Here is a 22,817-nt window from a genome sequence, read left to right on the forward strand (position 1 = left end):
GGCCACACCGGCCACGGTATCGTCGGCTTGATCCCGGTCAACGGCGGAGCGCCGGCGACCGCCATCATGCGGCTGATCGCAACAACGCAAGGGCCCCTCTCGATCATGACCATCCGTCCGAGCTTTCTCTGGGGTGCCTCGACCTCGGCCTTCCAGATCGAGGGCGCAGCCCATCTCGACGGCCGCGCCGACAGCATCTGGGATGTCTTTCTGCGCGCGCCGGGCCGCACCAAGACCAACGACACGGCCGAGACCGCATGCGACCATTATCATCGCTACGCCGGCGACGTGGCGTTGATGCAAGAGCTCGGCCTCAACGCCTATCGCTTCTCGATCTCCTGGCCGCGGGTGCTGCCGCAAGGCCGCGGCGCGGCCAACGAAGCCGGCCTCGCCTTCTACGACCGCCTGATCGACGCCCTGCTTGCCGCTGAGATAGAGCCGTGGCTCTGTCTCTACCACTGGGACCTGCCGCAGGCGCTGGAGGCGCTCGGCGGCTGGCAAAACCGCGACATCGCCGGCTGGTTCGCCGACTATACCGCGCTGGTCGCGCGGCGCTATGGCGACCGGGTCAAGCGCTTCGCCACCTTCAACGAGCCCTGCGTGTTCACGCTGTTCGGCTACGGCCTCGGCTGGCATGCCCCTGGCTTGGCCGACAAGACGGCGCTTCACAAGGCGATCCATCACGTCAATCTCAGCCATGGCCGCGCCGTCGACGTGCTGCGCAAAGACGTTGCCGGCGCCTCGATCGGCGCGATCCACAACCGCCAGCCCTGCTATCCCTGCACCAGCAAGCCGGCGGACGCTGCAGCGGCGCTGCGGCTCGCGGCCTATTGGAACGACGCTTTCCCGTTCCCGCAAGCGTTTGCCAGCTACCCGCCGGAGCTGGCGGAGGCCGTCGCGCCATATGTCGCGCCCGGCGACATGGCGCAGATCGCACGGCCCGTCGACTGGTTCGGGCTCAACCACTACTCGCCGCATTACGTGAGGGCTGACACCAACCTGATCGGGGCGAGCTTCGGGCCGGCGCCCGACACCGTGCCGCGCAGCGCGATCGGCTGGCCGGTCGTGCCCGGTGCGTTCCACGACACGCTCCTGGATATCCACCAGCGGTTCCAGCTTCCGATCTACGTGCTTGAAAACGGCACCGCAGCTGCCGACGTCCTCGGCAATGATGGCCAGGTTCATGACGTGGACCGGATCGCCTATCTCAAGGCCTACACTGCCGCCATGGAACAGGCGATGAAAGAAGGCGCCGACGTCCGCGGCTATTTCGTGTGGTCGCTGCTGGATAATTTTGAATGGGGGGCGGGCTATTCGCAGCGTTTCGGCATTGTCTATGTCGACCACACCACGCAGCGTCGCATTCCCAAGGCGTCTGCGCGATGGTATGCGGACATGATCGCGGCCCACCGGACCTCCGACGGGCCGTACAACCGGGCGGAAGACTGAGGCATGAGCGATCGCGTTCTTCTGGGCGATATCGGCGGCACAAATGCGCGCTTCGCGCTGCTCGACGATGGCGTGGTCGGAGAGGTCGAACACCTGAAGGTCGCGGACTTCGCCACCATTGCCGATGCGATCACCGCGTTCCTGTCGCGGCACGCAGAAGGCGGAGCGCCCTCCGCGGCCGTGCTCGATATCGCCGGGCCGATCGAGCGCAATCGCGGCATGCTGACCAACAGCACCTGGGCCATCGACGGCGCCGAGCTGGCCGCGCAATTCAATCTCCGCTCGGCGAAGCTGCTGAACGATTTCGAGGCCGTCGGCTGGTCGCTGCCGGCGCTCCGGCCGGATGATCTGTATCCGCTCGGCGGCAGCGCGGCCGTCGCCGGCGCGCCGATGCTGGTGATCGGCCCGGGCACCGGGTTCGGCGCGGCCTGCTATCTGCCGGGCGGCGGCCGTCCCACGGTTGCCGTCACCGAGGCGGGTCACGCCACCTTGCCGGCCACCACCGCGCGCGAGGCCGCGGTGCTGGCCAAGATGCGCGAGCACTTCGGCCATGTCTCGATCGAGCGCGCGCTGTCCGGCAGGGGTCTCGAAAACGTCTATCATGCCATCGCGGCCGTCGACGGAGCCTCGGTGCCGAAGCGCGACGCCGCCGCCATCACCAGCGCCGCGCTCGACGGCGGCTGCGCCACCAGCCGCGCGACGCTCGACATGTTCTGCGCCTGGCTCGGCGCCGTCGCCGGCAACCTGACGCTCACCTTCTGTGCCCGCGGCGGCGTCTACATCGCCGGCGGCATCCCGCCGAGGTTTCCGGACTACTTTGCCAAATCCGATTTCCGCCGGCAGTTCGAGAGCAAGGGACGCTATGACAGCTATCTGCGGCCGATCCCGGTGCACATCGTCACCAAGCCCGACATCAGCTTCCTCGGCCTCAAATCGTTCTTCGAGGCCAGCATTACCGCGAGCGGCGGCTCCCCGACGCACTGAGATCGAATGAGCGACATCGTCACGATCACGCCGAACCCGGCCGTCGACGTCTCGACGACCGTCGAGAAAATCGTGCCGGTGGCCAAGCTGCGCGGCACGACGCAACAGCGAGATCCCGGTGGTGGCGGTATCAACGTCGCCCGTGTCATCGCCCGCCTCAGCGGCGACGTCACCGCGCTCTATCCGGTCGGCGGTCCGACCGGCCTGCTGCTGAAACAGCTCGTCGAGAAGGAAGGCGTCGCCAGCCGCACCTGGGCGACGGCCGAGGACACGCGTGAGGACTTCTTCGTCCAGGAGCGCGTCAGCGGCCAGCCCTATCGCTTCATCCTGCCGGGTCCGACGCTGACCGAGGCCGAATGGCAGGCCGGCCTTGCCTTGCTCGCAGCCCAGGATCCGTTCCCCCGCTTCGTCATCGGCAGCGGCAGCCTGCCGCGCGGCGTGCCGACCGACTTCTACGCGCGCGCTGCGACGCTTGCACGATCACGCGGCGCGCAATTCGTGCTCGACACCTCGGGTCCAGCTCTGGCCGCGGCGGTTGCCGGCGGCATCGACCTGATGAAGCCGTCGCTGCACGAGATGCAAGAGCTGGTCGGCGGCGCCCTGCCCGATGCAACGGCGTGGGAGAAAGCCGCCCACGCGCTGGTCGCGAGCGGCAAGGCTGGCACCGTCGCGCTCACCATGGGTCATCTCGGCGCCCTGCTGGTGACCCGCGACCGCGTGCTGCGCGCTCAGCCGCTGACGATGGTGCCGGTCAATGCGGTCGGCGCCGGCGACAGTTTTCTCGGCGCGCTGGTCGCGAAGCTCGCCGCAGGCGAGTTGCTGGACGACGCGTTTCGCTTTGCGGTCGCCGCAGGTGCTGCGGCGCTGCTGCGCACCGGCACCGCGCTGTGCGATCCCGCCGACGTCAGCCGTCTGCAGGCTGACGTGCGGCTCGAGACGGCGTGACATCGCTCGCCGCATCACCGTTGAGCCGATCGAGCGAGAGCAGCAACCCGCCGACGCGCTCCAGCGACGACATCCACTCGGCGAGGCGGTTGAAATTGTCCACCATCCAATTGAACGACCCCTGCACCAGCGTGAACGCAGCGGCAGCCTGGGTGAGTTCGCCCAGGGTCATCTGATCGCCGAGGAATTTCGGCGCGCACAGCACGAGGCCGATGATCGGCGCGAGCAGCGTATTCAGATGAGACACCAGGGTGTTGCGCATCAGCTGCCAGCACAGCCGCTTCCATTGCTGGATCGTGCGGTCGAGCGCCATCCACAGCCCGGCAATGACGCCGCGTTCCTCCTGCTTGGGCGCGATGCCTTCGCCGATGTCGCGCAAGTGATGGGCCGCGGTGATCAGCTCCGACTCGGCCTGGTTCTTGGTCTGGATGACGCGCGTGAGCGGCGAACCGACCCACAGCATGGCCCCGGTCACCAGCCCGGAATAGATGACGACGCTGACCACCAGGTAGCCTGGAATCCACAACTGCTGCCCGCCCACGACGAAGCCGATGGATCCGCCGACCTGCCACAGCACCTGGACGAACACGACCGCCGTCAGCAGCGAGGAGATCACACTGACCACGAAGTCGATCGGCGCATCGGTGGCGATGCGGACGTCCTCGGCAATGCGATACTCCGGAATCTTCAGATCGCCCTGCACCGTCGCGAGCCGCGCATAGCGGTCGTTCTCGACCCAGTAATTGATCACCTTGGCGCTCAACCATTGCCGCCAGCTGCGTTGCATCACCATGCGGCCCCACACCGAGACGATCGCCAGCACGACGCTCGCCAGACAAAGCGGAATGAGCAGAGCGGCCTGCTGCCGCAGCCGCGTCGGATCGCGGCCCTCCAGCGCGTCGAAGAAATCCCTGTTCCAGTAATTGAAGCGGAACTGCACGTAGAGCTGGAGCACCACGAGGACGACCAGGGCGACGCAAAGCAGCCAGACCCGCCACGCCGTCGATCCGAGCCAGAATTGCCGCGCCGTGAGCCAGAATCGCGACCATTCGCGATTGCCGTCCTCGTTCTGGTCGTCGGAGATCATTGGTGATCCGGATGGAGGTGATCGATGGGTTTTAGCAAACATCCTCGCCTATGGTGGAACCGTTGTCATCCCGCGATTTAAGGAGCTCGCGGAGCGCCCTGCTTGATCTTGCGCAAGGCAGCCGCCGCCCGCCGCGACAAACTGACGTTTGCGTTGCGATGCGGGAGATGACCGATGACGGCACCTAGCTACATCCGCTGGTTCAAGGATCTCCGCATCGAGGACGTGCCGGGCGTCGGCGGCAAGACGGCGTCGCTCGGCGAGCTGTATTCGGCGCTGGCGTCGCACGGCGTGCGCGTGCCCAACGGCTTCGCACTGACGGCGGCCGCCTATCGCGATGCGCTGCGCGCGGCCGGAGCCGACGACGAGCTGCGGAAGCTGCTCGCCGGCCTCGACAAGCGCCGCATTGCCGACCTCGCCAAGCGCGCGGCGAAGGCCCGCGCGATCGTGTTCGCGGCGACCGACCGTGACGACCTGCGCCACGAGGTCGCAGAGGCCTACAAGCAGTTGGAGCAGGAGTATGGCCGCGGCGTCGCGGTTGCCGTGCGCAGCTCGGCCACCGCCGAGGACCTGCCGAATGCGAGCTTCGCAGGCCAGCACGAGAGCTTTCTCAACATTCGCGGCGCGAAGGATCTGTTCGAGGCGTGCCGCCGCTGCTTCGCCTCGCTCTATACGGACCGCGCGATCTCCTACCGCATCGACAACGGCTTCGACCACGACAAGGTCGCGCTGTCGGTCGCCGTGATGAAGATGGTGCGCTCGGACCGCGCCGCGAGCGGCGTGATGTTCTCGTTGGACACCGAGAGCGGCTTTCGCGACGTCGCCTTCATCACCGGGGTCTACGGCCTCGGCGAGACCATCGTGCAGGGCACGGTCGATCCGGACGAATTCTACGTCCACAAGCCGACCTTCGCGGCCGGCTTCCGCAGCGTGCTGTCGCGCCGGCTCGGCGCCAAGGACAAACGGATGGTCTATGCCAAAGCCGGCGCAAAGCCCGGCGCGCGCAGTCGTGGCCCCACGACGCGCACCGAGGCGACGCCGCCGGCTGACAGGGCGAAATTCTGCATCAGCGATGCCGACGTGCTGGAGCTCGCGCAGGCCACCATCGTCGTCGAGGAGCACTACTCGCAGAAGGCCGGCAGGCCGACACCGATGGACGTCGAATGGGCCAAGGACGGCCGCGACGGCGCGCTCTACATCATCCAGGCGCGGCCGGAGACGGTGGCCTCGCAGCGGCGGCCCGAAGCGATCGAGACCTACGTTCTGAAGAAGACCGGCAAGGCGCTGGCAACCGGCCGCGCCGTGGGCGAAAGGATTGCCACGGGCAAGATCCGCCGGATCCGCACTCCCAAGGATCTGAACGCGTTCCGCCCCGGCGAGGTGCTGGTCGCCGCATCGACCAGTCCGGACTGGGAGCCGGTGATGAAGACCGCGGCGGCGATCGTCACCGATCATGGCGGCCGCACCTGCCATGCCGCGATCATCGCCCGCGAGCTCGGCGTGCCGGCCGTGGTCGGCACGGAGGATTTCAGCAAGCGCGCGAAGACCGGAACGACCGTCACCGTCTGCTGTGCGGAGGGCGATGCCGGCCATGTCTACGACGGCGCACTGCCGTTCGGTGTCGAGCGCCTGGCGATCGACAGCCTGGAGAAGCCTCGCACGGAGATCATGGTCAATCTCGGCAATCCCGAACTGGCCTTCAAGACCGCGCTGCTGCCGAACGATGGCGTCGGCCTCGCCCGCATGGAGTTCATCATCAACCAGGCGATCGGCATCCACCCGATGGCGCTGGCGACGCCCGCAAAGGTGACCGCGGCAAAGGACCGCGCGACGATCAAGCGCCTGACTGCGCGCTACAAGAAGCCCGCCGACTTCTTCGTCGAGCGGCTGTCGGAAGGCGTCGGCACCATCGCCGCGGCGTTCTACCCGCGGCCGGTGATCGTGCGCCTCTCGGACTTCAAGACCAACGAATATGCCAGCCTGATCGGTGGCTCCGATTTCGAGCCGAAGGAAGAGAACCCCATGCTCGGCTTCCGCGGCGCCTCGCGCTATGCGCATCCCGCCTACGCCGCCGGCTTCGCGCTGGAATGCGCGGCGTTGAAGCGCGTGCGCGACACGATGGGGCTCGCCAATCTGAAGATCATGATCCCGTTCTGCCGCCGCGTCGAGGAGGCGCGCAAGGTGATCGCGGCGATGGCCGGGCACGGCTTGGTGCGTGGCGAGAACGGGCTCGAGATCTACATGATGTGCGAGATCCCGAACAACGTGATCCTGATCGACGAGTTCGCCAAACATTTCGACGGCTTCTCGATCGGCTCCAATGATCTCACCCAGCTCACGCTCGGCGTCGACCGCGATTCCGACATCGTCGCGTTCGATTTCGACGAGCGCGATCCCGGCATGCTGGCGATGCTGAGGATGGCGGTCGAAGGCGCGCATCGCAACCGTCGCCATGTCGGCATCTGCGGCGAGGCGCCGGCCAACTATCCCGAAGTGGCGCGCTATCTGGCCGAACTCGGCATCGATTCGATCAGCGTCAATCCGGCGAGCGTCGTGCGCACCGTGGAGATCGTCCGCACCGCGGAGCGGGAGCTTGCCTCGCGCACGCCGCAAGCGCTGGCGAGCTGATCATGGCCGAAGCTCAAGAGCAGGCCTTGAAGAAGTCCAGCACGGTCGAAGCGCCGCCCATGACGTCGCCGCCGCCATAGAGGCTTGCCAGGAACGTGCCGCGATGGCTGGCGCCGGTGACCGCTGTGCCTTGCGCAAAGCGGCCGTCGGCCGCCAGCGGCATCTTGACCAGGCTCGGCGGCAGCGCCTCGTCGAGAAGGCCGTAGTAGAACCGCATCGGGGCGTCATAATCCCAATAGGTCGAGCTGTTGCCGGCCAGGCGGCGGAGGAAGCGGCTGTTGGTCTCGTGGGTGAAGCGCTCGAAGAAGCCGTCGACCAGCAGGTCCGAGGGCTGCGGCACCGACTTGCTGAACGTCTCGTCCATGCTGTAGTCGGCCCAGTATTTCTCGGCCAGCGCGAGGTGTTGCGGCTTGATCGCGGTCTTGAACAGGTCGCCGAGCCGGTAATACTGGCGATAGCTGCCCAGGAGGACGATGACGCACGGCGTGATCCAAATCGGCTGCTTCGGGTAGGTGCTGTCAGTCGACGCGCTGCCCGGTTCGGCCGACACCCAATAGCGCATCGAATCCGCAAGATTATTGAACGGACTTTGCGTTGCGCTCGCCGCCACCGCGACGCGCCGCCGCTGCAGCTCCTGGCGCAGCCATTGCGTGTTCAAGGCACCCTGCGACCAGCCGTTCAGGAACAGCCCGGTCTTTCGCAGGCCGAGATGATCGAGCGCGAGCAGGCCCGCGTTCAGCACGTCCAGGCAGCACTGCACGGTCGCGTCCTTCACCGCATAGGCCTCGCCTCGCCCCTGGCGATACGGTCCCTTGCCGAGATAGTCGGCCGCGATCAATGCAAAGCCGTTGCCGACCAGGCGCTGGACGTTGAACAGCGTCTCGATCGAATCGACATTGTCGCGCGGTTCGTAGTTCGGATCGGCCAGTCTGACGAGATTGGACGGGACCTGATCGAACGACAGGATGGTGCCGTGCTGCCACGACACGACCGGCAGTGCGCCCTTGTGATCGGCGGGCAGCACGAGCAGGCCGCTGACCTTGACGCGCTCACCGGTCTCGGGGACGCGCGTGTAGGTCGTCAGCCGGCGCAGTTCGACGTCGACCCGCGCCCCGTGCTTCTCGGCCGAGAATGGCGGCAAGATATTGTGCTCATTGAAGACGGCGTGGAGCTTCGCTGCGAGCGCATCGAGCCGGTCCTTGCTGACGCGCACCGGCCGGCCGAGGCTTGCGCCGTCACGTGGTTGCGCGATCGCCGGGCCGGCTGAGAACGATACGGCCGCAGCGCCGAGGCCGAGGCCGGCTGAGGCCAGCAGCCTTCGGCGGGATGGCCGGCCGGCCAAGGCTGCAGAGCCGAACTCCGGCCCGGTCAGTTTGGCCATCGGCTGGGCCAACGCCTCTTCGGATCCCGCGACCAGGGTATCCAGGCCGATCATTCGCCGCTTCATCACGTCCCTCCGAGCCGACTACAGCCGAAGGTAGTTCGCAAAGCCTAGCACTTGTTAAATGGTGCAGCAATCGGACCTGAATGTTTCGAACAGTCGCCCGCACTGTCGAGCCTGAAGCGGCCGCGTCGCGGCTCGCCTCCGCACGTCAAGCGTAGCCATGCGAATGATTTGCGATGGCGTTCTCGGCGCACACCAGGAAGAGATCACGAGGAGGAGATGAAGGCTTACCGCGCCGCTTCGAAACCTCCGAGCACTGCGGTCAAGTTCTGCCCGAGAATGTCCGAGAGGTAGCCCCCCTCCTGCACGAACACCGTGGGCAGGCCGAGCCGCGCGATCGCGCCGCCGATGCGGCGGAAACCCGGCGTCGTCACGGAGAGCCCCTTGAGCGGATCGTGCTCGGAGGCATCGAGACCGAGCGCGACCACGAGCGCGCCGGGCGCGAACGCATGGATCGTCTTGGCCGCGGTCTCGAACGCCTTGAGATAGGTGTCGTCGCCGCTCTTCAGCGGCAGCGGAATGTTGAGGTTGGCGCCAAGGCCCGCGCCTGCGCCGCGCTCATGCGCATAGCCCCAGACGAACGGGTAGTAGTGCGTGGGGTCGGCGTGGATCGAGATGGTGAGCACGTCGGGCCGCTCGTAGAAGATGCCCTGCGTGCCGTTGCCGTGGTGGACGTCGACGTCGAGGATGGCGACCCGCTCGTGGCGCTGACGCAGATGCGCGGCTGCAATGGCGGAGTTGTTCATGAAGCAGAAGCCCGAGGCCATGTCCCGATAGGCATGGTGGCCCGGCGGCCGGCACAGCGCATACGCCGCATCCTCGCCATCGAGCAGCAGTTGCGCCGCGGTCGCAGCCACGTCGGTCGCGGCGCAGGCGCCTTCCCACGTCCCCGGCCCGATCGGCGCCGAGGTGTCGGTCGTGTGCCAGCCGAGCCGCCCGACGATGTGCGTCGGATAGGTGGCGGCATTGCGAACGGGATGGATGTTCGGAATCATCTCCGCACCGGCATCGCCGAGCGCGGCCCACGCGTCCCATGCTTCTTCCAGGAAACTGAGGTATTCCGGACTGTGCACGCGCGCGCGAGCTTCCTGGCCGAAATGAATCGGCGCGACCAACTCGTGATGGCCGGCCTTCAATCCCGCAAGCAGACGATCCGCCCGCTCGGGCTGCTCGGTGGTGCGCTTGACGACGCCGCGCACCAGATAGAATTGCGGATCATGGCTGCGATGCAGCTCGGTGTAGACGGCCTTCACGCGCAATGGCTCCTGTTCGCTTGCACCGACGATTGTGCACGCAGTAGCAGCCGATACAAGCACAGATGGTTCGCACGTCCATTGGTCCGTGGGCGGCTTCCAACCGGCGGAACGGACCGCTGCGCTTCGCATCTTGTCGGCAGCGAATTTGCCGGGATCCAGGCGATCCGGCGCGTGAGGCGCGGTGGGAGAGATCCGCCCGCCATGCTGGCGGTTGCCGCGACGGTCGTCGGAATGCGCCACGAAATCTGAAAAACTCGACGGGCAATCCTGATCGGCTCCTGCGCGTATGGTCAGGAGAGAAGCCTTTGCCCGGCATGGAGACCCCGAGATTGATCCAAAATTTGGATCGATCGATACAGGCTTCGGTTTGGACCGCGGCCCTCCCTCTCCTCTAGGACAGTTCTCGAGGAACGTGACAAGAGAGGTGGCGCGCATGAGCGCAATCGTAACCACGGCCGAACTGCGCCGATCGCGCGTGCGGCTGTTTATCGTGACCATGCTGTTCCTGGTCACGACCGTGAACTATGCCGACCGCGCGACCTTGTCGATCGCAGGACCTTCGCTGTCCAAGGAGCTGCATCTCGATCCCGTGGCGATGGGCTATGTGTTCTCCGCCTTCGGCTGGTCCTATGTGCTCGCGCAGGTGCCGGGCGGCTGGCTGCTCGATCGCTTCGGTTCGCGCTGGGTCTATGCCTGCAGCATCGTGATCTGGTCGATCTTCACCATGATGCAGGGCTGGATCGGCTTCTTCTCCGGCGCCGCCGCCGTCACCGCGCTGTTCACGCTGCGCTTCATGGTCGGTCTCGCCGAGGCACCGAGCTTCCCGGCCAATGCCCGCATCGTCGCCGCCTGGTTTCCGAGCAGCGAACGCGGCACGGCGTCGGCCTTCTTCAACTCGGGGCAGTATTTCGCGACCGTGATCTTCGCGCCGCTGATGGGCTGGATCGCGCACGCGTTCGGCTGGCGCCACGTCTTCACCGTGATGGGCGCGCTCGGCATCCTCATGGGCCTGATCTGGATCAGGACCATGTACGGACCGAAGGAGCACGCGAGCGTCAACCAGGCCGAGCTCGACTACATCAAGGACGGCGGCGCGCTGGTCGACATGGAGGGCGCGAAAGACGCCAAGGCCGCCTCCGGTGGTCCGACCTGGTCGCACATCGGACAGTTGCTGTCGAACCGCATGATGCTCGGCGTCTATATCGGCCAGTACTGCATCAACACGCTGACCTATTTCTTCCTGACCTGGTTCCCGGTCTATCTGGTCAAGGAGCGCGGCCTGTCGATCCTGCAGGCCGGCTTCATCGCCACCCTGCCGGCGCTGTGCGGCTTCATCGGCGGCGTGCTCGGCGGTTTCATCTCCGACGCCATCCTGCGCAAGACGGGATCGCTGACGCTCGCCCGCAAGATCCCGATCGTCGGCGGCATGCTGCTGTCGATGGCGATCATCGGCTGCAACTATGTCGACGGCCAGGCGCTGGTGGTCGGCCTGATGGCGCTGGCCTTCTTCGGCAAGGGCATCGGCGCGCTCGGCTGGGCGGTCGTCTCCGACACCTCGCCGAAGGAAGCCGGCGGCGTCTCCGGCGGCCTGTTCAACACCTTCGGCAACCTCTCCAGCATCACCACCCCGATCGTGATCGGCTACATCCTGTCGGCCACCGGCTCGTTCAACGGCGCGCTGGTGTTCGTCGGCCTCAACGCCCTGGTCGCGGCGTGTGCCTACTTGCTGATCGTCGGCAAGATCCAGCGCGTCCAGCTCCGAACCTCCTGAGCACCACGCCGCGCTTCGCGTGGTCTCGACTCCAACGGCGGCCCCCCGGCCGCCGTTTTCTTTGTCGGCGCCTCGCTGCCATTCCAGGGCGACGCGCGATAGCGCGGTGGAATGGCGCAGGTGGCGTTCAATTGAACAGCCAATCGTCGACATGCATGAGCACTAATACGCTATTCCCTGCCACAACGAGAAATATGCAAAGCCAGAACACCAAGCCAAAAAAGTACATCTTGGGCTGCACGTCACGATCGTAGACGGCGCCACGACCAAGCAGCCGCCCAGTTCGCAGGGCGGTCCAGACGATCGGACCTCCGAACCAGAGCAGCACCAAAGGAAACACGGCAAAGCCGGCAAGCATGATTTTCAGAGCCATCAGAAGCAACCCAGACGTGGTGGAAACGGACACGATCTCATCATCTCAACCCGCCGATCAGCGGACAGGCCTATCGAGCCGAGCAAAGGGAGCGCGGGGAAAGTTGCCCCGGCACACGCCACAAAGTCCCCCGCCCCCGGCGCGATAGGCGCACCCGAAACCACGGTGATCCCCAGCAATGGACTGCGGCTCCCGGCATCTCGGCGTTGTTAGGTGAGCAATGTATCCTTAATCCAAGGTCGCGCGATGAATGAGCTTCATACTTTACAACATACAACCTGTGGTTAAAATGTCACAATGGGTTGAAATTTACATACGAAACAACCAGACGTTATTGCCCACGGACCCGCGCACCGAATAGCATGGCTCGGGTCTGGTGGTGGGAGGCAACGATGCGTAACGCATCCATCGCAATCATTTCTGCTGTTTCAATCCTTCCATTTGCGCAGGCCGCGTCGGCGGCCGATCTGCCGCTAAAGGCCCCGCCCCGCGCTGCGCCGCTCGCCGTGTTTAGTTGGACGGGATGCTATGTCGGCGCGAACCTCGGCGGGGGCCAGGTGAAACACAACCTGACGACCGACGCGCCTCCGTTCCCGCCCAATCTCATCAGTGGCATTGCAAGAACGGCAATCAACAATGCCGGTCTGGCGAGCTCGAGTCACACCGGCATTACCGGTGGAGGACAGGTTGGATGCAACTGGCAGCCAACAACGGCAGGCTGGTCGCACTTGGTCTTGGGTATCGAGGGCGATTTCAACGGCATTGATGGCAACGTGTCGCGAAACACTGGCAATGTTGTCGAGCCGGTATCGGGGAGAACGGTTGCATCAGTCGACCACATTGGTATGAATTGGTTCGCCACGGTCCGAGGGCGCGTTGGCTGGGCCTTTGACCGATTCATGATCTATGGCACGGGCGGCGCGGCGATCGCCAATGTCGACGCATCAAAGAGATTTGCGTGGGATTTTGCCGACGGCTGCCCGATCGTGAACGGCTTGAATGAATGTCATGTCGGCGGCCGCAGCAGCACCCGTGTCGGCTGGACAGCCGGCGGTGGCGTCGAATGGGCATTCCGAGACCATTGGTCCGCGAAGGCTGAGTATCTCTACGCCGACCTCGGCAACTTCTCCTATTCGACTTTCAATAACGCACCCGGATTTGGCCCCCCTGGACAAGTAGCCAACCATACGGTGAGCACGAAACTCCAGATCGTTCGCGTGGGCATCAACTATCGCTTCTAGCGGACTACGTTGAATGCGTACTGAACTCGCAGAGCAACAATGGCGCTCCTTGGCGGTGCCGTTTGTCAATTGATTGCACTGTCACTGCCCCCGCAGCTGGTCCATCAACAGCGCGTACGATCTAGCGGCAAGTGGTTGGTCCGCTTATGGCACGAAACGTCGGTCCCCCGAATGGAGGGCGTATTTCCGAAGCTGGAGGTACACCGTCTGTACCATCACCCGACCGGCAACAGCCGGATTTGATGATTCTCTCTGCGGGGAAGCTGATGCGGCGCTTCGTTGAGCAAGAGCTTCTGCTCGCTCTTGGGCCCGAGCCCGGGAAGCGCCGCAATCTCACCGAGGTCACCCGGCAGCTCGCGCCTGAGCCGGTCAAGCACATCGAACTTGTGCGACGTTACGATGGCCTCGATCTTGCCCGCGAGGTCCTTGCCGATCCCAGGTAGCTCGGAGAGATCCTCGCCAGCCTTCAGCAGGCTGGTGATGCTCTTGGGCAGGCGCTCGATCAGGCGGGCTGCGTTACGATACGCGCGAGAGCGGCCCTTGACCTCCAGGAGATCCGCGGTCTGGTCGAACATCTTGGCAATTTCGGCATTCTGAACCGGCATAGGCGCTCTCCACGCCTTCTAGGCGCACACCGGGCGTTCCGCTCTTGATACAGATGACGAGAATTAGCCGCAGCAACCTACTTCGTCTTCAAGTCGACAGCAGCGGCCAATTCTCGGAGCCGTGCCGCCACATGGACCGGATAGGACGAGCCGACCTGGAGTCCCTCAAGAGCTCTCGGCAGTCGCCCCAATTGAGTCCGGGCGTAGGCGCGGATATCCTGGAGCGAGGGCTGATGCGTGACCGGACGCCCTTGTTGCAAGACAGGGACGATCAGGGCTTCTCCCTCTTGGACATCATCTTCCGTCGAGAGCACGTCGGATGTCATGTGGCCGTCGGGATCATAGCGACGCCACACCTGCTTGCGGCCCGGCCAAGTCGCTTTGCCGGTCGAACGCTTTCGCCGCGGCGTGCCTGCATACTCTTGTAGCTTATAGGCGCAGTCGAGGGCGGGGGCATCGGAGGATGTCGCCAGGCTGGTGCCGATCCCGACACCGTCGATGGGGGCGGCTTCAAAGGAAGACAGTGCCTCTTCGTCGATGCCGCCGCTGACGAAAATGGTCACGTCCTCGAGATCGCCCTCATCAAGGATCCGCCGGACGCTTCTCGAGAGCGCCACCAGGTCACCACTGTCGATCCGTACTCCACGGATGGAAATGCCAAGGGCCCGCAGCCGGGGAGCCAAGGCCACCACCTTTCTGGCCGCCATCTCCGTGTCATAGGTGTCGATCAACAGCACGAGATCCTTCGGTCTTGCCCGCGCAAAAGCTTCAAACGCTGCCGTCTCGTCATCGAACGATTGGACGAACGAATGCGCCATCGTGCCATAGGAAGGGATTCCAAAGCATTTCTCGGCGAGAACGGTCGCAGTCCCGGCAAAGCCCCCGATATAGCTGGCGCGGGCTGCCAAAAGACCGGCTTCCGCGCCATGAGCCCGGCGCAGCCCGAAATCGACCAACAGCTTGTTCGGCGCGAGCAGCGCCATGCGGGCGGCCTTGGACGCGATCAGCGACTGGAAATGCAACAGATTGATCAAGCGGGTCTCGACGAGCTGAGCCTCGGGGAGAGGCGCCGTGACGCGGAGGATAGGTTCGTTGGCGAAAAATACCGTGCCCTCCGGCATGGCGTGGACGTCACCGCTGAAGCGGAAATCCGCGATATAACGGATCAGGCTCGCGCTGAACCGGCCGCTTCGTACCAGCCAGCTCAGTTCGTCGTCGGAAAAGCGCAGACCTCGCAGGAACTCGAGCGCCTGCTCCAGACCGGCCGCCACCAGGAAGTTGCGCTGGGGCGGCAGCTTCCGGACGAAGAATTCGAAGACGGCGGTCTGCGTCTGGCCCGCTTCCAGATACGCCTGCACCATGTTCAGTTGGTACAGGTCCGTCAGGAGCGCGCTTGACGACGTATTCATGAGCAACCCCGAGATCAGGAGGCCGGTGTCGTCGTCTTCTTCGCCGGAAACCGCTTTAAGGTTGCGATGACCTCGTCATCGCTGACTTGGCCGAAGTCACGATAATAGTAGCCGATCGCGCCAAAGTCTCGCGGCGTGTCCAGGCAAACGACCGCATCGACCTCCGTGTGCAACCGCTGCAAGGTCTCGAGCGGCGCGACCGGGACGGCTAGGACCAACTCCTTCGGCTCTCGCCTTCGCAGCGCGCGGATCGCTGCGAGCGTCGTCGCCCCCGTCGCAATGCCGTCGTCGACGATGATCGCGACCTGCCCTTTGACGTCGGACCGCAGGCGACCGCCAAGATAAAGTTCGCGCCGCCTGTCGATCTCGGCAAGCTCACCGGCGCAGATGGCGTCGAACGTCTTCTCGCTCACGCCGGTCAGATCGATGACGTCCTGATTGCGAACGATAATCGGATCATCTCCGTCCACCACCGCCCCGATCGCGAGCTCCGGCTGCATGGGCGCGCCGATCTTGCGCACCAGAACCAGATCGAGCGGCGCTTCCAACCGTTCGGCCACCTCAGCGGCCACGGGAACGCCGCCGCGAGGCAACGCCAGAATCACGGGATGGCGGCTCTTGTACTTCAGCAAGGTTTTTGCCAGCTGACGGCCGGCGTCTTCCCGGTCCTGAAACAACATGTCCGCAGATCCGCTTGAATTTTTGCCAGATTATTGCTCCGGCGCCCGGGATCGTTGATCGGTGTCAAACTGTCTCGGTCTTCGTTTGGCAAGTGATTGTCATGCTGGACCGCCAGAACGAGCTCACGACGGACGGTGCCGAGAACGTCAGCGTTTCTGCCCTTTCCGGCAAGGTCGCATTCCTGAGCCGCCCCGAGGGCTACACTCCCGTTCCCGACCGCCTTCAGACGCGCGAGACCCACATGTCCTGGGTCTTCATGAATGGCGGGCGGGTCTACAAGCTCAAGAAGCCGGTCCGTTTTGCCTATCTCGATTTTTCGACTCTGGCTCGCCGCAGGACGGCCTGCCTGGCAGAAGCCAGCCTCAACCACCGGCTGGCACCCGACGTCTATCTCGGCGTCGTTCCGCTGACCGAGACTGCTTCGGGGTACGCGATCGGCGGCTCCGGTCCGGTGGCTGACTGGCTCGTCGTCATGCGCCGACTGAACGAGGACGAAACGCTCGAGGCCATGCTGCGCAACGGCACGGCTCGCCAGACCGATGCCGACCAGCTCGCAGCGGTTCTCGCCGGGTTCTATTCGCATGCTTCGCGGGTCCTGATCGACCCAGAGACCTATTTGGCTTCGTTGCACGAAGCCGCCGTCCTCGATTTGCAAGTCCTGCTGAATCGACGCTTCGCCCTGCCGCACGGCACGATCTTGCGCGTTGCATCCGTTCAACGACGATTTCTCAAGCAGAACGCCCGGATCCTCATCGATCGGGTCTCGCAAAGGCTTATCGTCGATGGTCACGGCGACCTGAGACCAGAGCACATCTGGCTCACGCCTGCCCATCCGATCATCGACTGTCTCGAGTTCAATTCGCGTTTGCGGGCCAGCGATGCACTGGACGAGATCGCGTTTCTGCACCTGGAATGCGAACGGCTTGGCAGCCGATGGTTCGGCGACACGATCCGACAAGGGCTGGCACGCACGCTGCACGATGATCCGGCCAGCGGCGTATTCCTGTTTTATCGAGTTGGTCGCGCGATGCTACGGGCGCGCTTGTCCATCGCGCATTTGCTCGATGCCCGGCCGCGCACGCCGGAAAAATGGCCCCGCGTCGCGCGCCACTATCTCGCCCTTGCCGAAGCCGATGCAAAGCGGCTTGAACGGCTGCTCGCCCGATGATTCGAGCAAGGCTTCGTCAAGCCTGATACATCATCAAATCAGCCAGCGACTCGTTCTGATGCAGCCGTCTGATGGCTTCTGCCAGCAGCGGAGCCGCCGAGATCACCTCAAGCTTGGCGAGAACCGGACCCGGGCGCAGCCGAAACGGCGGAACGGTGTCCGTCGCGATAATGTGATCGATAGACGCGTCCGCAAGTGCCGTTTCCGCCCCCGGCATGAACAGGCCGTGAGCGACACACGCAATGACACTTCCTGCGCCGTGCGCGCGCGCCGCTTTCGCCGCACGCACCAGGGTTCCGCCACTGCTGATGAGATCGTCGACGACGACGCAGAACGCATCAGCCACGTCGCCGGCAAAGAGGTCGCCGGACACCCGGCCGGAGCTGCGATGTTTCTCGACGAAGGCCTTGCCTATGGGTCTCTGCAAGGCCTTTTGCAATGCCTCCCGCAACAGATCGGCCCGCTTGCCACCACCGAGATCGGGAGAGACGACGCTGATCGGCCTGTCGCCGGCGATTGATCTTATCCTTCCGATCAGCAGCGGCGCCGTGGTGAGTGCAATCGAAGGACAGCGGAATGCATTCTCGAAGGCAGCCTCGTTATGCACATCGAGCGTCACCATCCTGGCCGTGCCGACCGCCTCGAACAACGACGCCAGGTAACGGATCGTCACGGGATCATTCTCTTTCGTTCTGCGATCCTTTCGCGCATAGCAAAGATATGGCGTGACCGCGGTCACGCTCGTGGCACCTGCGTCTTTCAGTGCGGCGATCATGAACAACAGACGACAAAGCTTGTCGTTCGGACTCTCAATCGGACCTCCATGGAGACTGTGAACGACAAAGACATCGCACCCGGCAACCGTATCGAGTGGCCGGACCTTGTGCTCGCCGTCTTCAAAGCTGCGCTCTTCGTGGGCCGCCAGCTTGCAGCCCAATGAGGACGCAATCCGCTCGCCCAGCTCCGTGCTGCCATTCAAGGCAAAAAGGCGCAACCGATCGCTCCGCGTCCGTGCGGTACGAGGCGTCCAGCTACTGTCCATTGTGAGCACACCACCAATTGAGATGAGGAACCACCTACGTCCGCATGCCGTGTTTGCTCAGGAGCCTGACCGTGCTGGCCTGAGGCCCCTTTTCTCCGAGCTCCTCGACATAGCCGACACGCGCGCCGACGGCGATGTTCGCGCGGCCTTCCAGAACACTGTTGCAATTGAAATAAACCTCGTGGCCGTCGTCCGCCTCGAGGAACCCGAATTCGCCGCTAGGATCGATCCGTAGCACGGTGCCAACCGGCTCTCCTTGGTGGTGCTTCGTCTCGCGGTGCATCACAAGCACCTGATCCTGCAGTTGCCGCCGCGCCCGCTTGAAAGCGTCGTCCACTGCAAAGGTCGGGTCGGCATACCTTTCATCCTCCTTGGGCGTCCGGCCCACGTTGACTTCGCGCCCGTCGGGAAGAACGAGCCGGATGTTTACCTGGTACTGACCGCCCGTCTTGTGACGCTCGCCAGGGCCTCGCACGATGACGCGACCTGCGGTCGCTCGACCGAAGCGCTTTTCCAGCTCGGAAATGTGCTGGCTAATCGCAGCTTGCAGCTCAGGAGACGGCGTCAGATTCTCGAATTCGATTTGAGCCGGGGTTTGCATGATCTTGCTCCTCAAAAAAGGCGACCGATCTGAGCACGCCGCCCGCGCACGGCCTTGCGCGAAATCAACCCGGCCCGACGCCCTCAACCAGGTAACTAGCCGCCGGTCCAGAACGCCCGGCGGCGCTCATTTTGTTGCCCTCCTTCGGGGAACTTTGCGGCAGGTCAAAGCAGGCCGAGGACAGGCTGCGACTAATTGACCACCTGTCTCTGTCCTGGGAGCGACACCATGAGCACAACAACGGGTGTGACTGCATTGGATCATTCGGTTCAGGAAACCAATGTTTGGCTCAAAGCGATCGATGAGCAGCTGGCCCTGGAAAGCCGCCACCATGCCTACAATGCGTTGCGAGCCGTCCTGCACGCGCTGCGCGACCGTCTGCCGCCAGAGGTCGCAGCCAAGCTCGGCGCGCAGCTACCGATCATCGTGCGCGGCATCTACTACGAGGGCTGGCATATGGCGGCGACTCCGACCAAGGAGCGGCACATCGACGAATTTGTAGCGCATGTTGGCCGAGAGCTTCCGCCGCAATTTCCCATCGATCCCCTCACGGCCGCGCGTGGAATCTACGAAGTGCTATGGGAAAAGCTGGATCCCGGCGAATTCGAGAAATTGATGGCCCATCTTCCGGCCCAACTCAGAAACCTCCAGGGCTGATCCAGAAGGGCTGACCCAGAGCGGATGCGTCATGAAGATCGATCAAGCGTTCGACGTTCGCATTCCGCCATTCGGGCTGGCAGGAACGCTGACCCTGCCGGAAAATGCACGCGGCCTGGTCGTCTTTGCACACGGCAGCGGCTCAAGCCGATTCAGTATCCGGAACATTGCGGTCGCGCAGGGGCTGAATGAGCGCGGCTTTGCGACGCTGCTATTCGATCTTCTCACACAGCAAGAAGAGCATGACCGCTCGAACGTTTTCAATATCGGAATGCTTGGAAAGCGGCTGGTCGCAGCCATCGACTGGCTTCAAGGCCTTAAACCAGCGATTGCCGGCCTCCCGGTTGGATTGTTCGGCGCCAGCACCGGCGCCGCGGCCGCCCTTGTTGCCGCGGCTCAATTGCCTCATCGAATTGCCGCCGTAGTCTCCCGCGGCGGCCGTCCGGATTTGGCTGGCGAGGCCTTGCCTCATGTCCATGCGCCAACCCTGCTGATCGTGGGCGGCGCCGACTCCGACGTGATCGAGCTGAACGAGGAGGCGCTCACCCGGCTTGGCGGGCCAACGGAACTGGAAATCATTCCCGGCGCGACGCACCTGTTTCCAGAGCCGGGCGCAATGAACACCGTCATCGACCATGCCAGCCAGTGGTTCGAGCGATATCTGCGCACACCAGCGCCTGTCCCCACCTCAAGCTAGGAGAGAACCATGGAACTCCTGTCCGGCGCTTTTGTCGACCGATCGACTATTCCGCGACGCTTCACCTGCGACGGCGAAAACCTGTCCCCGCACCTGCAGTGGGCCAACGCACCCGAGGGAACCCGCAGTTATGTCCTGCTCTGTGACGATCCTGATGCCCCAAGCGGCACCTGGCATCATTGGGCGGTCTACGACATCCCACCCACGCAAACCGGCCTTGTGGATGGCGCAGCACAGAAGCCCGGGCTGAAGCAGGCCGCCAACGATTTCCGGAAGATTGGCTATGGAGGACCGTGTCCTCCGCCGGGACATGGCGTCCACCACTATCATTTCCGGCTCCTTGCGCTCTCGGCGGATCATCTGAATCTACGGGCGAATGCTTCGTGCCGCGACGTCGAACGCGAGGCGCGCAAGTTCACCCTTGCCGAGGCCACTCTGGTCGGCCTGTATCATAGATAGTCGCGTACGAGACGCCGATCGTCACGATCGGCCCAATGTGCCTGGAACTTGCGCCCACAAAGGTTTAGCGGACTCTCGACTGAACCCAAAGATGAAGTAGGCGAAAGGACACTCATCGTCTGAACCGAATGATGGACCAGCGAGACTGGGATCACCGCTGCGAGGGACACTGCCAGCAACCTCGGCCATTCCTCCGGACAGCACATGTCCACCTGCGATATGGACGGGAAGGCTGTAGGTGCGATCGCACGTGCCGGCGTCAGTAATGATGAGACCATTCCAATATCCGTCGTAGCCGTCACCCCGGCCGGAGATCGCCATCCGGTGCGCCTGCCGCGCATCCGCCGCACTGGCGAAGGCAGCGGCCACGACCAGCATGGTCCAGAATCCTGCGCGACAAACGTTAGCGCGAATGGTGGGACCGGCGGCTATTGTCATTCCGGGTGCTTAGGGTGCGTCAGGCGTCCAAACTTAACTCGCTGATGTTCTGCCCTCGCCGAAGAAGCTCGTTCTGCACGCGTAGCAGCTCGAGTATCTCTTCATTCTGCGCCTGGAGCTTGGGCAGGACAGACATAACCAGCTTGGGTGGGGCGCCTTCCGGAAGGCTCGCCATTATCCACCCCATGTGGGCGAGCATCTTCTTGTTCACCCAATCACCTGCTGTGCGCGTCAAGCGATGCCGCGGCTCGACCGGAAGACACCGGAGCGCGACCACGCCGCCAACTGCGGCCAACCCCAGCACGACCAATTTGGTCATCCAAGTCATCCCGGCCTCCCTGCGCCGCGCACCACCACGCGCCTACGAAGATTCAGCCCTTCGCGAAAGCGTCTTCCAAAGCAGATAGCCGCCGAGCACGATCAAGATAATGGGCATAAGCGGCAAGGGCAGAGCAACAAGATCCCATATGCCGGCCGCGAGCATGATGAGCCCCACGATTACACCAAACATCTCGACCTTCAGGCCCCGTTGCTGTCGCACGATCTGCGCGCCTACAATGAGGACGCCGACTCCTACAAGGAACCAAGCCCAGGGCAGGTCGGCGAGCATGACGACACCGACCCAGATGAAGAACACCGCCCAGGCTGCTGAATCGATCTGGCGAGTGCGTTCGTCTCGGCTCGAAGGTCCCGGTGAGTCAGTCAAAGGCGACTGCACGGACATGGTGCACCTCTTTTGTAAAAAGATCGCGCCGTTACAGCCGACTGCTGTTGATCTGGATCAACGGTGCTACTGGCTTTCATTTCGATCGGGTTCGTCCCAATCGACGCGAAGCGCCTCCCCGTCGACCGATCGGGAACGGCCTCCGAGGTGCCTGATCGCATTCTTTCGAAATGGCACAGCGCCCGCTTACCGGTCTTGAATGGTTGACTTGACCTCAATCAGTTTCATCAAGTCGAATATGCCTCATTCTAAATTTAAGATACGCGGCCAAGCCTTACAATTTGAGAACGATGCCCACTATCGCCGATCGCGAACGATATCTCCTACGCCTGTGCTCTACCGAATAGATCGACATCGATTGGTGCTAACGTCCATCGAAGGCACTGCGGTCAGTGGCAAGTTTGAATTTGTTCGCGCTCCAAGTACCAGGTCACTTATCTCGTACGCCGTCGCAATGCATGAGTTGGGGCACATCAAGGACCACAATCAGCGCAGCAACATTGTGCGTGACCCTTGAGCTTGAGGACAGCACAACATCGATCTTGTGATCAGGTATATCAGTTCAGAGGAAGATGCCCGACACGGCTTGCCGGAGACGCGGCCGCAACGCGCACGCGACTGGAGGCGAAGCGCGATCGGATCGAGGGCGAGCGGCAACGCATTGCAGAGCTGAACGGGGGACGACAGCGTGTCGAGGCGGAACGGGCCGCGCTTGAGGAAGTCCCCATCCCTGTGGCCCTGCATCCGGCAACCTTGGATCGCCATGTCGCGACCGTCGACGGCGCTGGCGGAAAGGATGGCGGGCCACGCCAGTGCCGACGACGACCGAGGCACCCTGTTCGACGATTTCCGGGCCCTCGTGCATGGCGTCGCGGTTCACCCGAAGGGACCCCGGGAGGGCTTTGAGATTGAAGTCAAGGGAAAGCTGGCCGCATTGCTCGGGGAGATGTGTTCCCAGAGGCCCGCTACAATAGTGGGTCACGCGTGGTAGCGGGGGAGGGACTCGAACCCCCGACCCCAGGATTATGATTCCCGTGCTCTAACCAGCTGAGCTACCCCGCCACGGTGTTCGATCAAGGCAAGACCAGCCGAAGCGGGCGCCGGGCCTTGTGAACGGGCGGCATATAAGGAGGCGTCTCCGCCCCTGTCAAGCAAAGC

General features: G+C 63.7%; 22 protein-coding genes and 1 tRNA gene. 10 read left to right on the plus strand and 13 right to left on the minus strand.

Features of this window, described 5'->3' with window-relative positions:
* The first annotated feature begins 105 nt into the window (after positions 1–105).
* Genes QX132_RS24775 through QX132_RS24785 form a run of 3 tightly spaced genes read left to right on the plus strand, consistent with a single transcriptional unit; the run spans position 106 to position 3,378 of the window.
* Complete coding sequence (locus tag QX132_RS24775) at positions 106–1,449, plus strand: GH1 family beta-glucosidase (protein WP_315785601.1); 1,344 nt, start codon at positions 106–108, stop codon at positions 1,447–1,449.
* 3 nt (positions 1,450–1,452) lie between these two features.
* Positions 1,453–2,433 (plus strand): glucokinase, encoded by a 981-nt coding sequence (gene glk, locus QX132_RS24780; protein WP_316163119.1) that lies wholly within the window; start codon positions 1,453–1,455, stop codon positions 2,431–2,433.
* Between the two features lie 6 nt (positions 2,434–2,439).
* Complete coding sequence (locus tag QX132_RS24785; protein WP_316163120.1) at positions 2,440–3,378, plus strand: 1-phosphofructokinase family hexose kinase; 939 nt, start codon at positions 2,440–2,442, stop codon at positions 3,376–3,378.
* Here QX132_RS24785 and QX132_RS24790 read toward each other — a convergent pair.
* Positions 3,338–4,465, minus strand: a complete 1,128-nt coding sequence (locus QX132_RS24790; RefSeq protein WP_315778094.1) for an SbmA/BacA-like family transporter — start codon at positions 4,463–4,465, stop codon at positions 3,338–3,340. The two genes, QX132_RS24785 and QX132_RS24790, sit on opposite strands and share 41 nt — an antisense overlap.
* Positions 4,466–4,639: 174 nt before the next feature.
* On the opposite strand from QX132_RS24790, the gene ppsA reads away from it, so the two are divergent.
* Complete coding sequence (gene ppsA, locus QX132_RS24795) at positions 4,640–7,093, plus strand: phosphoenolpyruvate synthase (protein WP_316163121.1); 2,454 nt, start codon at positions 4,640–4,642, stop codon at positions 7,091–7,093.
* A gap of 13 nt (positions 7,094–7,106) precedes the next feature.
* Here ppsA and QX132_RS24800 read toward each other — a convergent pair whose 3' ends face one another.
* Together QX132_RS24800 and QX132_RS24805 are read right to left on the minus strand one after the other, a co-directional pair.
* Positions 7,107–8,540, minus strand: coding sequence for a lysophospholipase (locus QX132_RS24800; protein WP_316163122.1), 1,434 nt, complete (start codon positions 8,538–8,540; stop codon positions 7,107–7,109).
* 224 nt (positions 8,541–8,764) lie between these two features.
* Positions 8,765–9,790 (minus strand): histone deacetylase family protein, encoded by a 1,026-nt coding sequence (locus tag QX132_RS24805; protein ID WP_315785474.1) that lies wholly within the window; start codon positions 9,788–9,790, stop codon positions 8,765–8,767.
* Between the two features lie 436 nt (positions 9,791–10,226).
* On the opposite strand from QX132_RS24805, the gene QX132_RS24810 reads away from it, so the two are divergent.
* On the plus strand, positions 10,227–11,564 hold the full coding sequence (locus QX132_RS24810; protein WP_316163123.1) for an MFS transporter: 1,338 nt from the start codon (positions 10,227–10,229) through the stop codon (positions 11,562–11,564).
* 127 nt (positions 11,565–11,691) lie between these two features.
* On the opposite strand, the gene QX132_RS24815 is transcribed toward QX132_RS24810, so the two are convergent.
* Positions 11,692–11,970 (minus strand): hypothetical protein, encoded by a 279-nt coding sequence (locus tag QX132_RS24815; RefSeq protein ID WP_315778090.1) that lies wholly within the window; start codon positions 11,968–11,970, stop codon positions 11,692–11,694.
* 359 nt (positions 11,971–12,329) lie between these two features.
* Here QX132_RS24815 and QX132_RS24820 point away from each other — a divergent pair, with 359 nt between their 5' ends.
* Entirely contained in the window at positions 12,330–13,178 is an 849-nt protein-coding gene (locus tag QX132_RS24820) for an outer membrane protein (RefSeq protein WP_315733823.1), read from the plus strand.
* Between the two features lie 215 nt (positions 13,179–13,393).
* Here QX132_RS24820 and QX132_RS24825 read toward each other — a convergent pair whose 3' ends face one another.
* The 3 genes from QX132_RS24825 to QX132_RS24835 form a co-directional block, all read right to left on the minus strand.
* Positions 13,394–13,783, minus strand: coding sequence for a helix-hairpin-helix domain-containing protein (locus QX132_RS24825; protein ID WP_315733824.1), 390 nt, complete (start codon positions 13,781–13,783; stop codon positions 13,394–13,396).
* Positions 13,784–13,860: 77 nt separating this feature from the next.
* Positions 13,861–15,192 (minus strand): nicotinate phosphoribosyltransferase, encoded by a 1,332-nt coding sequence (locus QX132_RS24830; RefSeq protein ID WP_316163124.1) that lies wholly within the window; start codon positions 15,190–15,192, stop codon positions 13,861–13,863.
* Between the two features lie 14 nt (positions 15,193–15,206).
* Positions 15,207–15,872: a phosphoribosyltransferase gene (locus QX132_RS24835; RefSeq protein ID WP_316163125.1), complete on the minus strand. Its 666-nt coding sequence runs from the start codon at positions 15,870–15,872 to the stop codon at positions 15,207–15,209.
* A 101-nt stretch (positions 15,873–15,973) separates the two neighbouring features.
* On the opposite strand from QX132_RS24835, the gene QX132_RS24840 reads away from it, so the two are divergent.
* On the plus strand, positions 15,974–17,041 hold the full coding sequence (locus QX132_RS24840; protein ID WP_315733829.1) for a hypothetical protein: 1,068 nt from the start codon (positions 15,974–15,976) through the stop codon (positions 17,039–17,041).
* 16 nt (positions 17,042–17,057) lie between these two features.
* Here the strand turns inward: QX132_RS24840 and QX132_RS24845 are convergent, their stop codons facing one another.
* Together QX132_RS24845 and QX132_RS24850 are read right to left on the minus strand one after the other, a co-directional pair.
* Positions 17,058–18,035: a ribose-phosphate diphosphokinase gene (locus QX132_RS24845; RefSeq protein WP_316163126.1), complete on the minus strand. Its 978-nt coding sequence runs from the start codon at positions 18,033–18,035 to the stop codon at positions 17,058–17,060.
* Between the two features lie 82 nt (positions 18,036–18,117).
* Positions 18,118–18,684 (minus strand): HPF/RaiA family ribosome-associated protein, encoded by a 567-nt coding sequence (locus tag QX132_RS24850; RefSeq protein ID WP_315778083.1) that lies wholly within the window; start codon positions 18,682–18,684, stop codon positions 18,118–18,120.
* 228 nt (positions 18,685–18,912) lie between these two features.
* On the opposite strand from QX132_RS24850, the gene QX132_RS24855 reads away from it, so the two are divergent.
* The 3 genes from QX132_RS24855 to QX132_RS24865 are packed head-to-tail and all read left to right on the plus strand — an operon-like array spanning position 18,913 to position 20,497.
* Entirely contained in the window at positions 18,913–19,341 is a 429-nt protein-coding gene (locus QX132_RS24855) for a DUF2267 domain-containing protein (RefSeq protein WP_315733835.1), read from the plus strand.
* Positions 19,342–19,372: 31 nt separating this feature from the next.
* Positions 19,373–20,038, plus strand: coding sequence for a dienelactone hydrolase family protein (locus tag QX132_RS24860; RefSeq protein WP_316163127.1), 666 nt, complete (start codon positions 19,373–19,375; stop codon positions 20,036–20,038).
* Between the two features lie 9 nt (positions 20,039–20,047).
* The gene (locus QX132_RS24865) at positions 20,048–20,497 is read left to right on the plus strand and encodes a YbhB/YbcL family Raf kinase inhibitor-like protein (RefSeq protein ID WP_316163128.1); all 450 of its coding nucleotides are present in this window, start codon (positions 20,048–20,050) and stop codon (positions 20,495–20,497) included.
* A gap of 21 nt (positions 20,498–20,518) precedes the next feature.
* Here the strand turns inward: QX132_RS24865 and QX132_RS24870 are convergent, their stop codons facing one another.
* The 4 genes from QX132_RS24870 to QX132_RS24885 all read right to left on the minus strand — a co-directional run bounded on the left by QX132_RS24870 (position 20,519) and on the right by QX132_RS24885 (position 22,721).
* On the minus strand, positions 20,519–20,875 hold the full coding sequence (locus QX132_RS24870) for a hypothetical protein (protein ID WP_315785464.1): 357 nt from the start codon (positions 20,873–20,875) through the stop codon (positions 20,519–20,521).
* Positions 20,876–20,954: 79 nt separating this feature from the next.
* Positions 20,955–21,254: a hypothetical protein gene (locus QX132_RS24875; protein WP_315785462.1), complete on the minus strand. Its 300-nt coding sequence runs from the start codon at positions 21,252–21,254 to the stop codon at positions 20,955–20,957.
* Between the two features lie 42 nt (positions 21,255–21,296).
* Positions 21,297–21,659, minus strand: coding sequence for a hypothetical protein (locus QX132_RS24880; protein WP_315785461.1), 363 nt, complete (start codon positions 21,657–21,659; stop codon positions 21,297–21,299).
* Positions 21,660–22,644: 985 nt separating this feature from the next.
* A tRNA-Met gene (locus QX132_RS24885) sits at positions 22,645–22,721 on the minus strand.
* Positions 22,722–22,817: the final 96 nt, after the last annotated feature.

It is taken from the genome of Bradyrhizobium sp. SZCCHNRI20481 (genome assembly GCF_032485055.1).
Classification (GTDB): Bacteria; Pseudomonadota; Alphaproteobacteria; order Rhizobiales; family Xanthobacteraceae; genus Bradyrhizobium.

Bases quoted from the DNA above. Each gene is read 5' to 3' on its own strand.
- QX132_RS24880 (WP_315785461.1), bottom strand. From the start codon at position 21,659: ATGTCCGTGCAGTCGCCTTTGACTGACTCACCGGGACCTTCGAGCCGA.
- QX132_RS24785 (WP_316163120.1), top strand. From the start codon at position 2,440: ATGAGCGACATCGTCACGATCACGCCGAACCCGGCCGTCGACGTCTCG.
- QX132_RS24875 (WP_315785462.1), bottom strand. From the start codon at position 21,254: ATGACCAAATTGGTCGTGCTGGGGTTGGCCGCAGTTGGCGGCGTGGTC.
- QX132_RS24840 (WP_315733829.1), top strand. From the start codon at position 15,974: ATGCTGGACCGCCAGAACGAGCTCACGACGGACGGTGCCGAGAACGTC.
- QX132_RS24850 (WP_315778083.1), bottom strand. From the start codon at position 18,684: ATGCAAACCCCGGCTCAAATCGAATTCGAGAATCTGACGCCGTCTCCT.
- QX132_RS24825 (WP_315733824.1), bottom strand. From the start codon at position 13,783: ATGCCGGTTCAGAATGCCGAAATTGCCAAGATGTTCGACCAGACCGCG.
- QX132_RS24870 (WP_315785464.1), bottom strand. From the start codon at position 20,875: ATGCTGGTCGTGGCCGCTGCCTTCGCCAGTGCGGCGGATGCGCGGCAG.
- QX132_RS24775 (WP_315785601.1), top strand. From the start codon at position 106: ATGACCATCCGTCCGAGCTTTCTCTGGGGTGCCTCGACCTCGGCCTTC.
- QX132_RS24865 (WP_316163128.1), top strand. From the start codon at position 20,048: ATGGAACTCCTGTCCGGCGCTTTTGTCGACCGATCGACTATTCCGCGA.
- ppsA (WP_316163121.1), top strand. From the start codon at position 4,640: ATGACGGCACCTAGCTACATCCGCTGGTTCAAGGATCTCCGCATCGAG.
- QX132_RS24830 (WP_316163124.1), bottom strand. From the start codon at position 15,192: ATGAATACGTCGTCAAGCGCGCTCCTGACGGACCTGTACCAACTGAAC.
- glk (WP_316163119.1), top strand. From the start codon at position 1,453: ATGAGCGATCGCGTTCTTCTGGGCGATATCGGCGGCACAAATGCGCGC.
- QX132_RS24800 (WP_316163122.1), bottom strand. From the start codon at position 8,540: ATGAAGCGGCGAATGATCGGCCTGGATACCCTGGTCGCGGGATCCGAA.
- QX132_RS24810 (WP_316163123.1), top strand. From the start codon at position 10,227: ATGAGCGCAATCGTAACCACGGCCGAACTGCGCCGATCGCGCGTGCGG.
- QX132_RS24860 (WP_316163127.1), top strand. From the start codon at position 19,373: ATGAAGATCGATCAAGCGTTCGACGTTCGCATTCCGCCATTCGGGCTG.
- QX132_RS24790 (WP_315778094.1), bottom strand. From the start codon at position 4,465: ATGATCTCCGACGACCAGAACGAGGACGGCAATCGCGAATGGTCGCGA.
- QX132_RS24835 (WP_316163125.1), bottom strand. From the start codon at position 15,872: ATGTTGTTTCAGGACCGGGAAGACGCCGGCCGTCAGCTGGCAAAAACC.
- QX132_RS24855 (WP_315733835.1), top strand. From the start codon at position 18,913: ATGAGCACAACAACGGGTGTGACTGCATTGGATCATTCGGTTCAGGAA.
- QX132_RS24820 (WP_315733823.1), top strand. From the start codon at position 12,330: ATGCGTAACGCATCCATCGCAATCATTTCTGCTGTTTCAATCCTTCCA.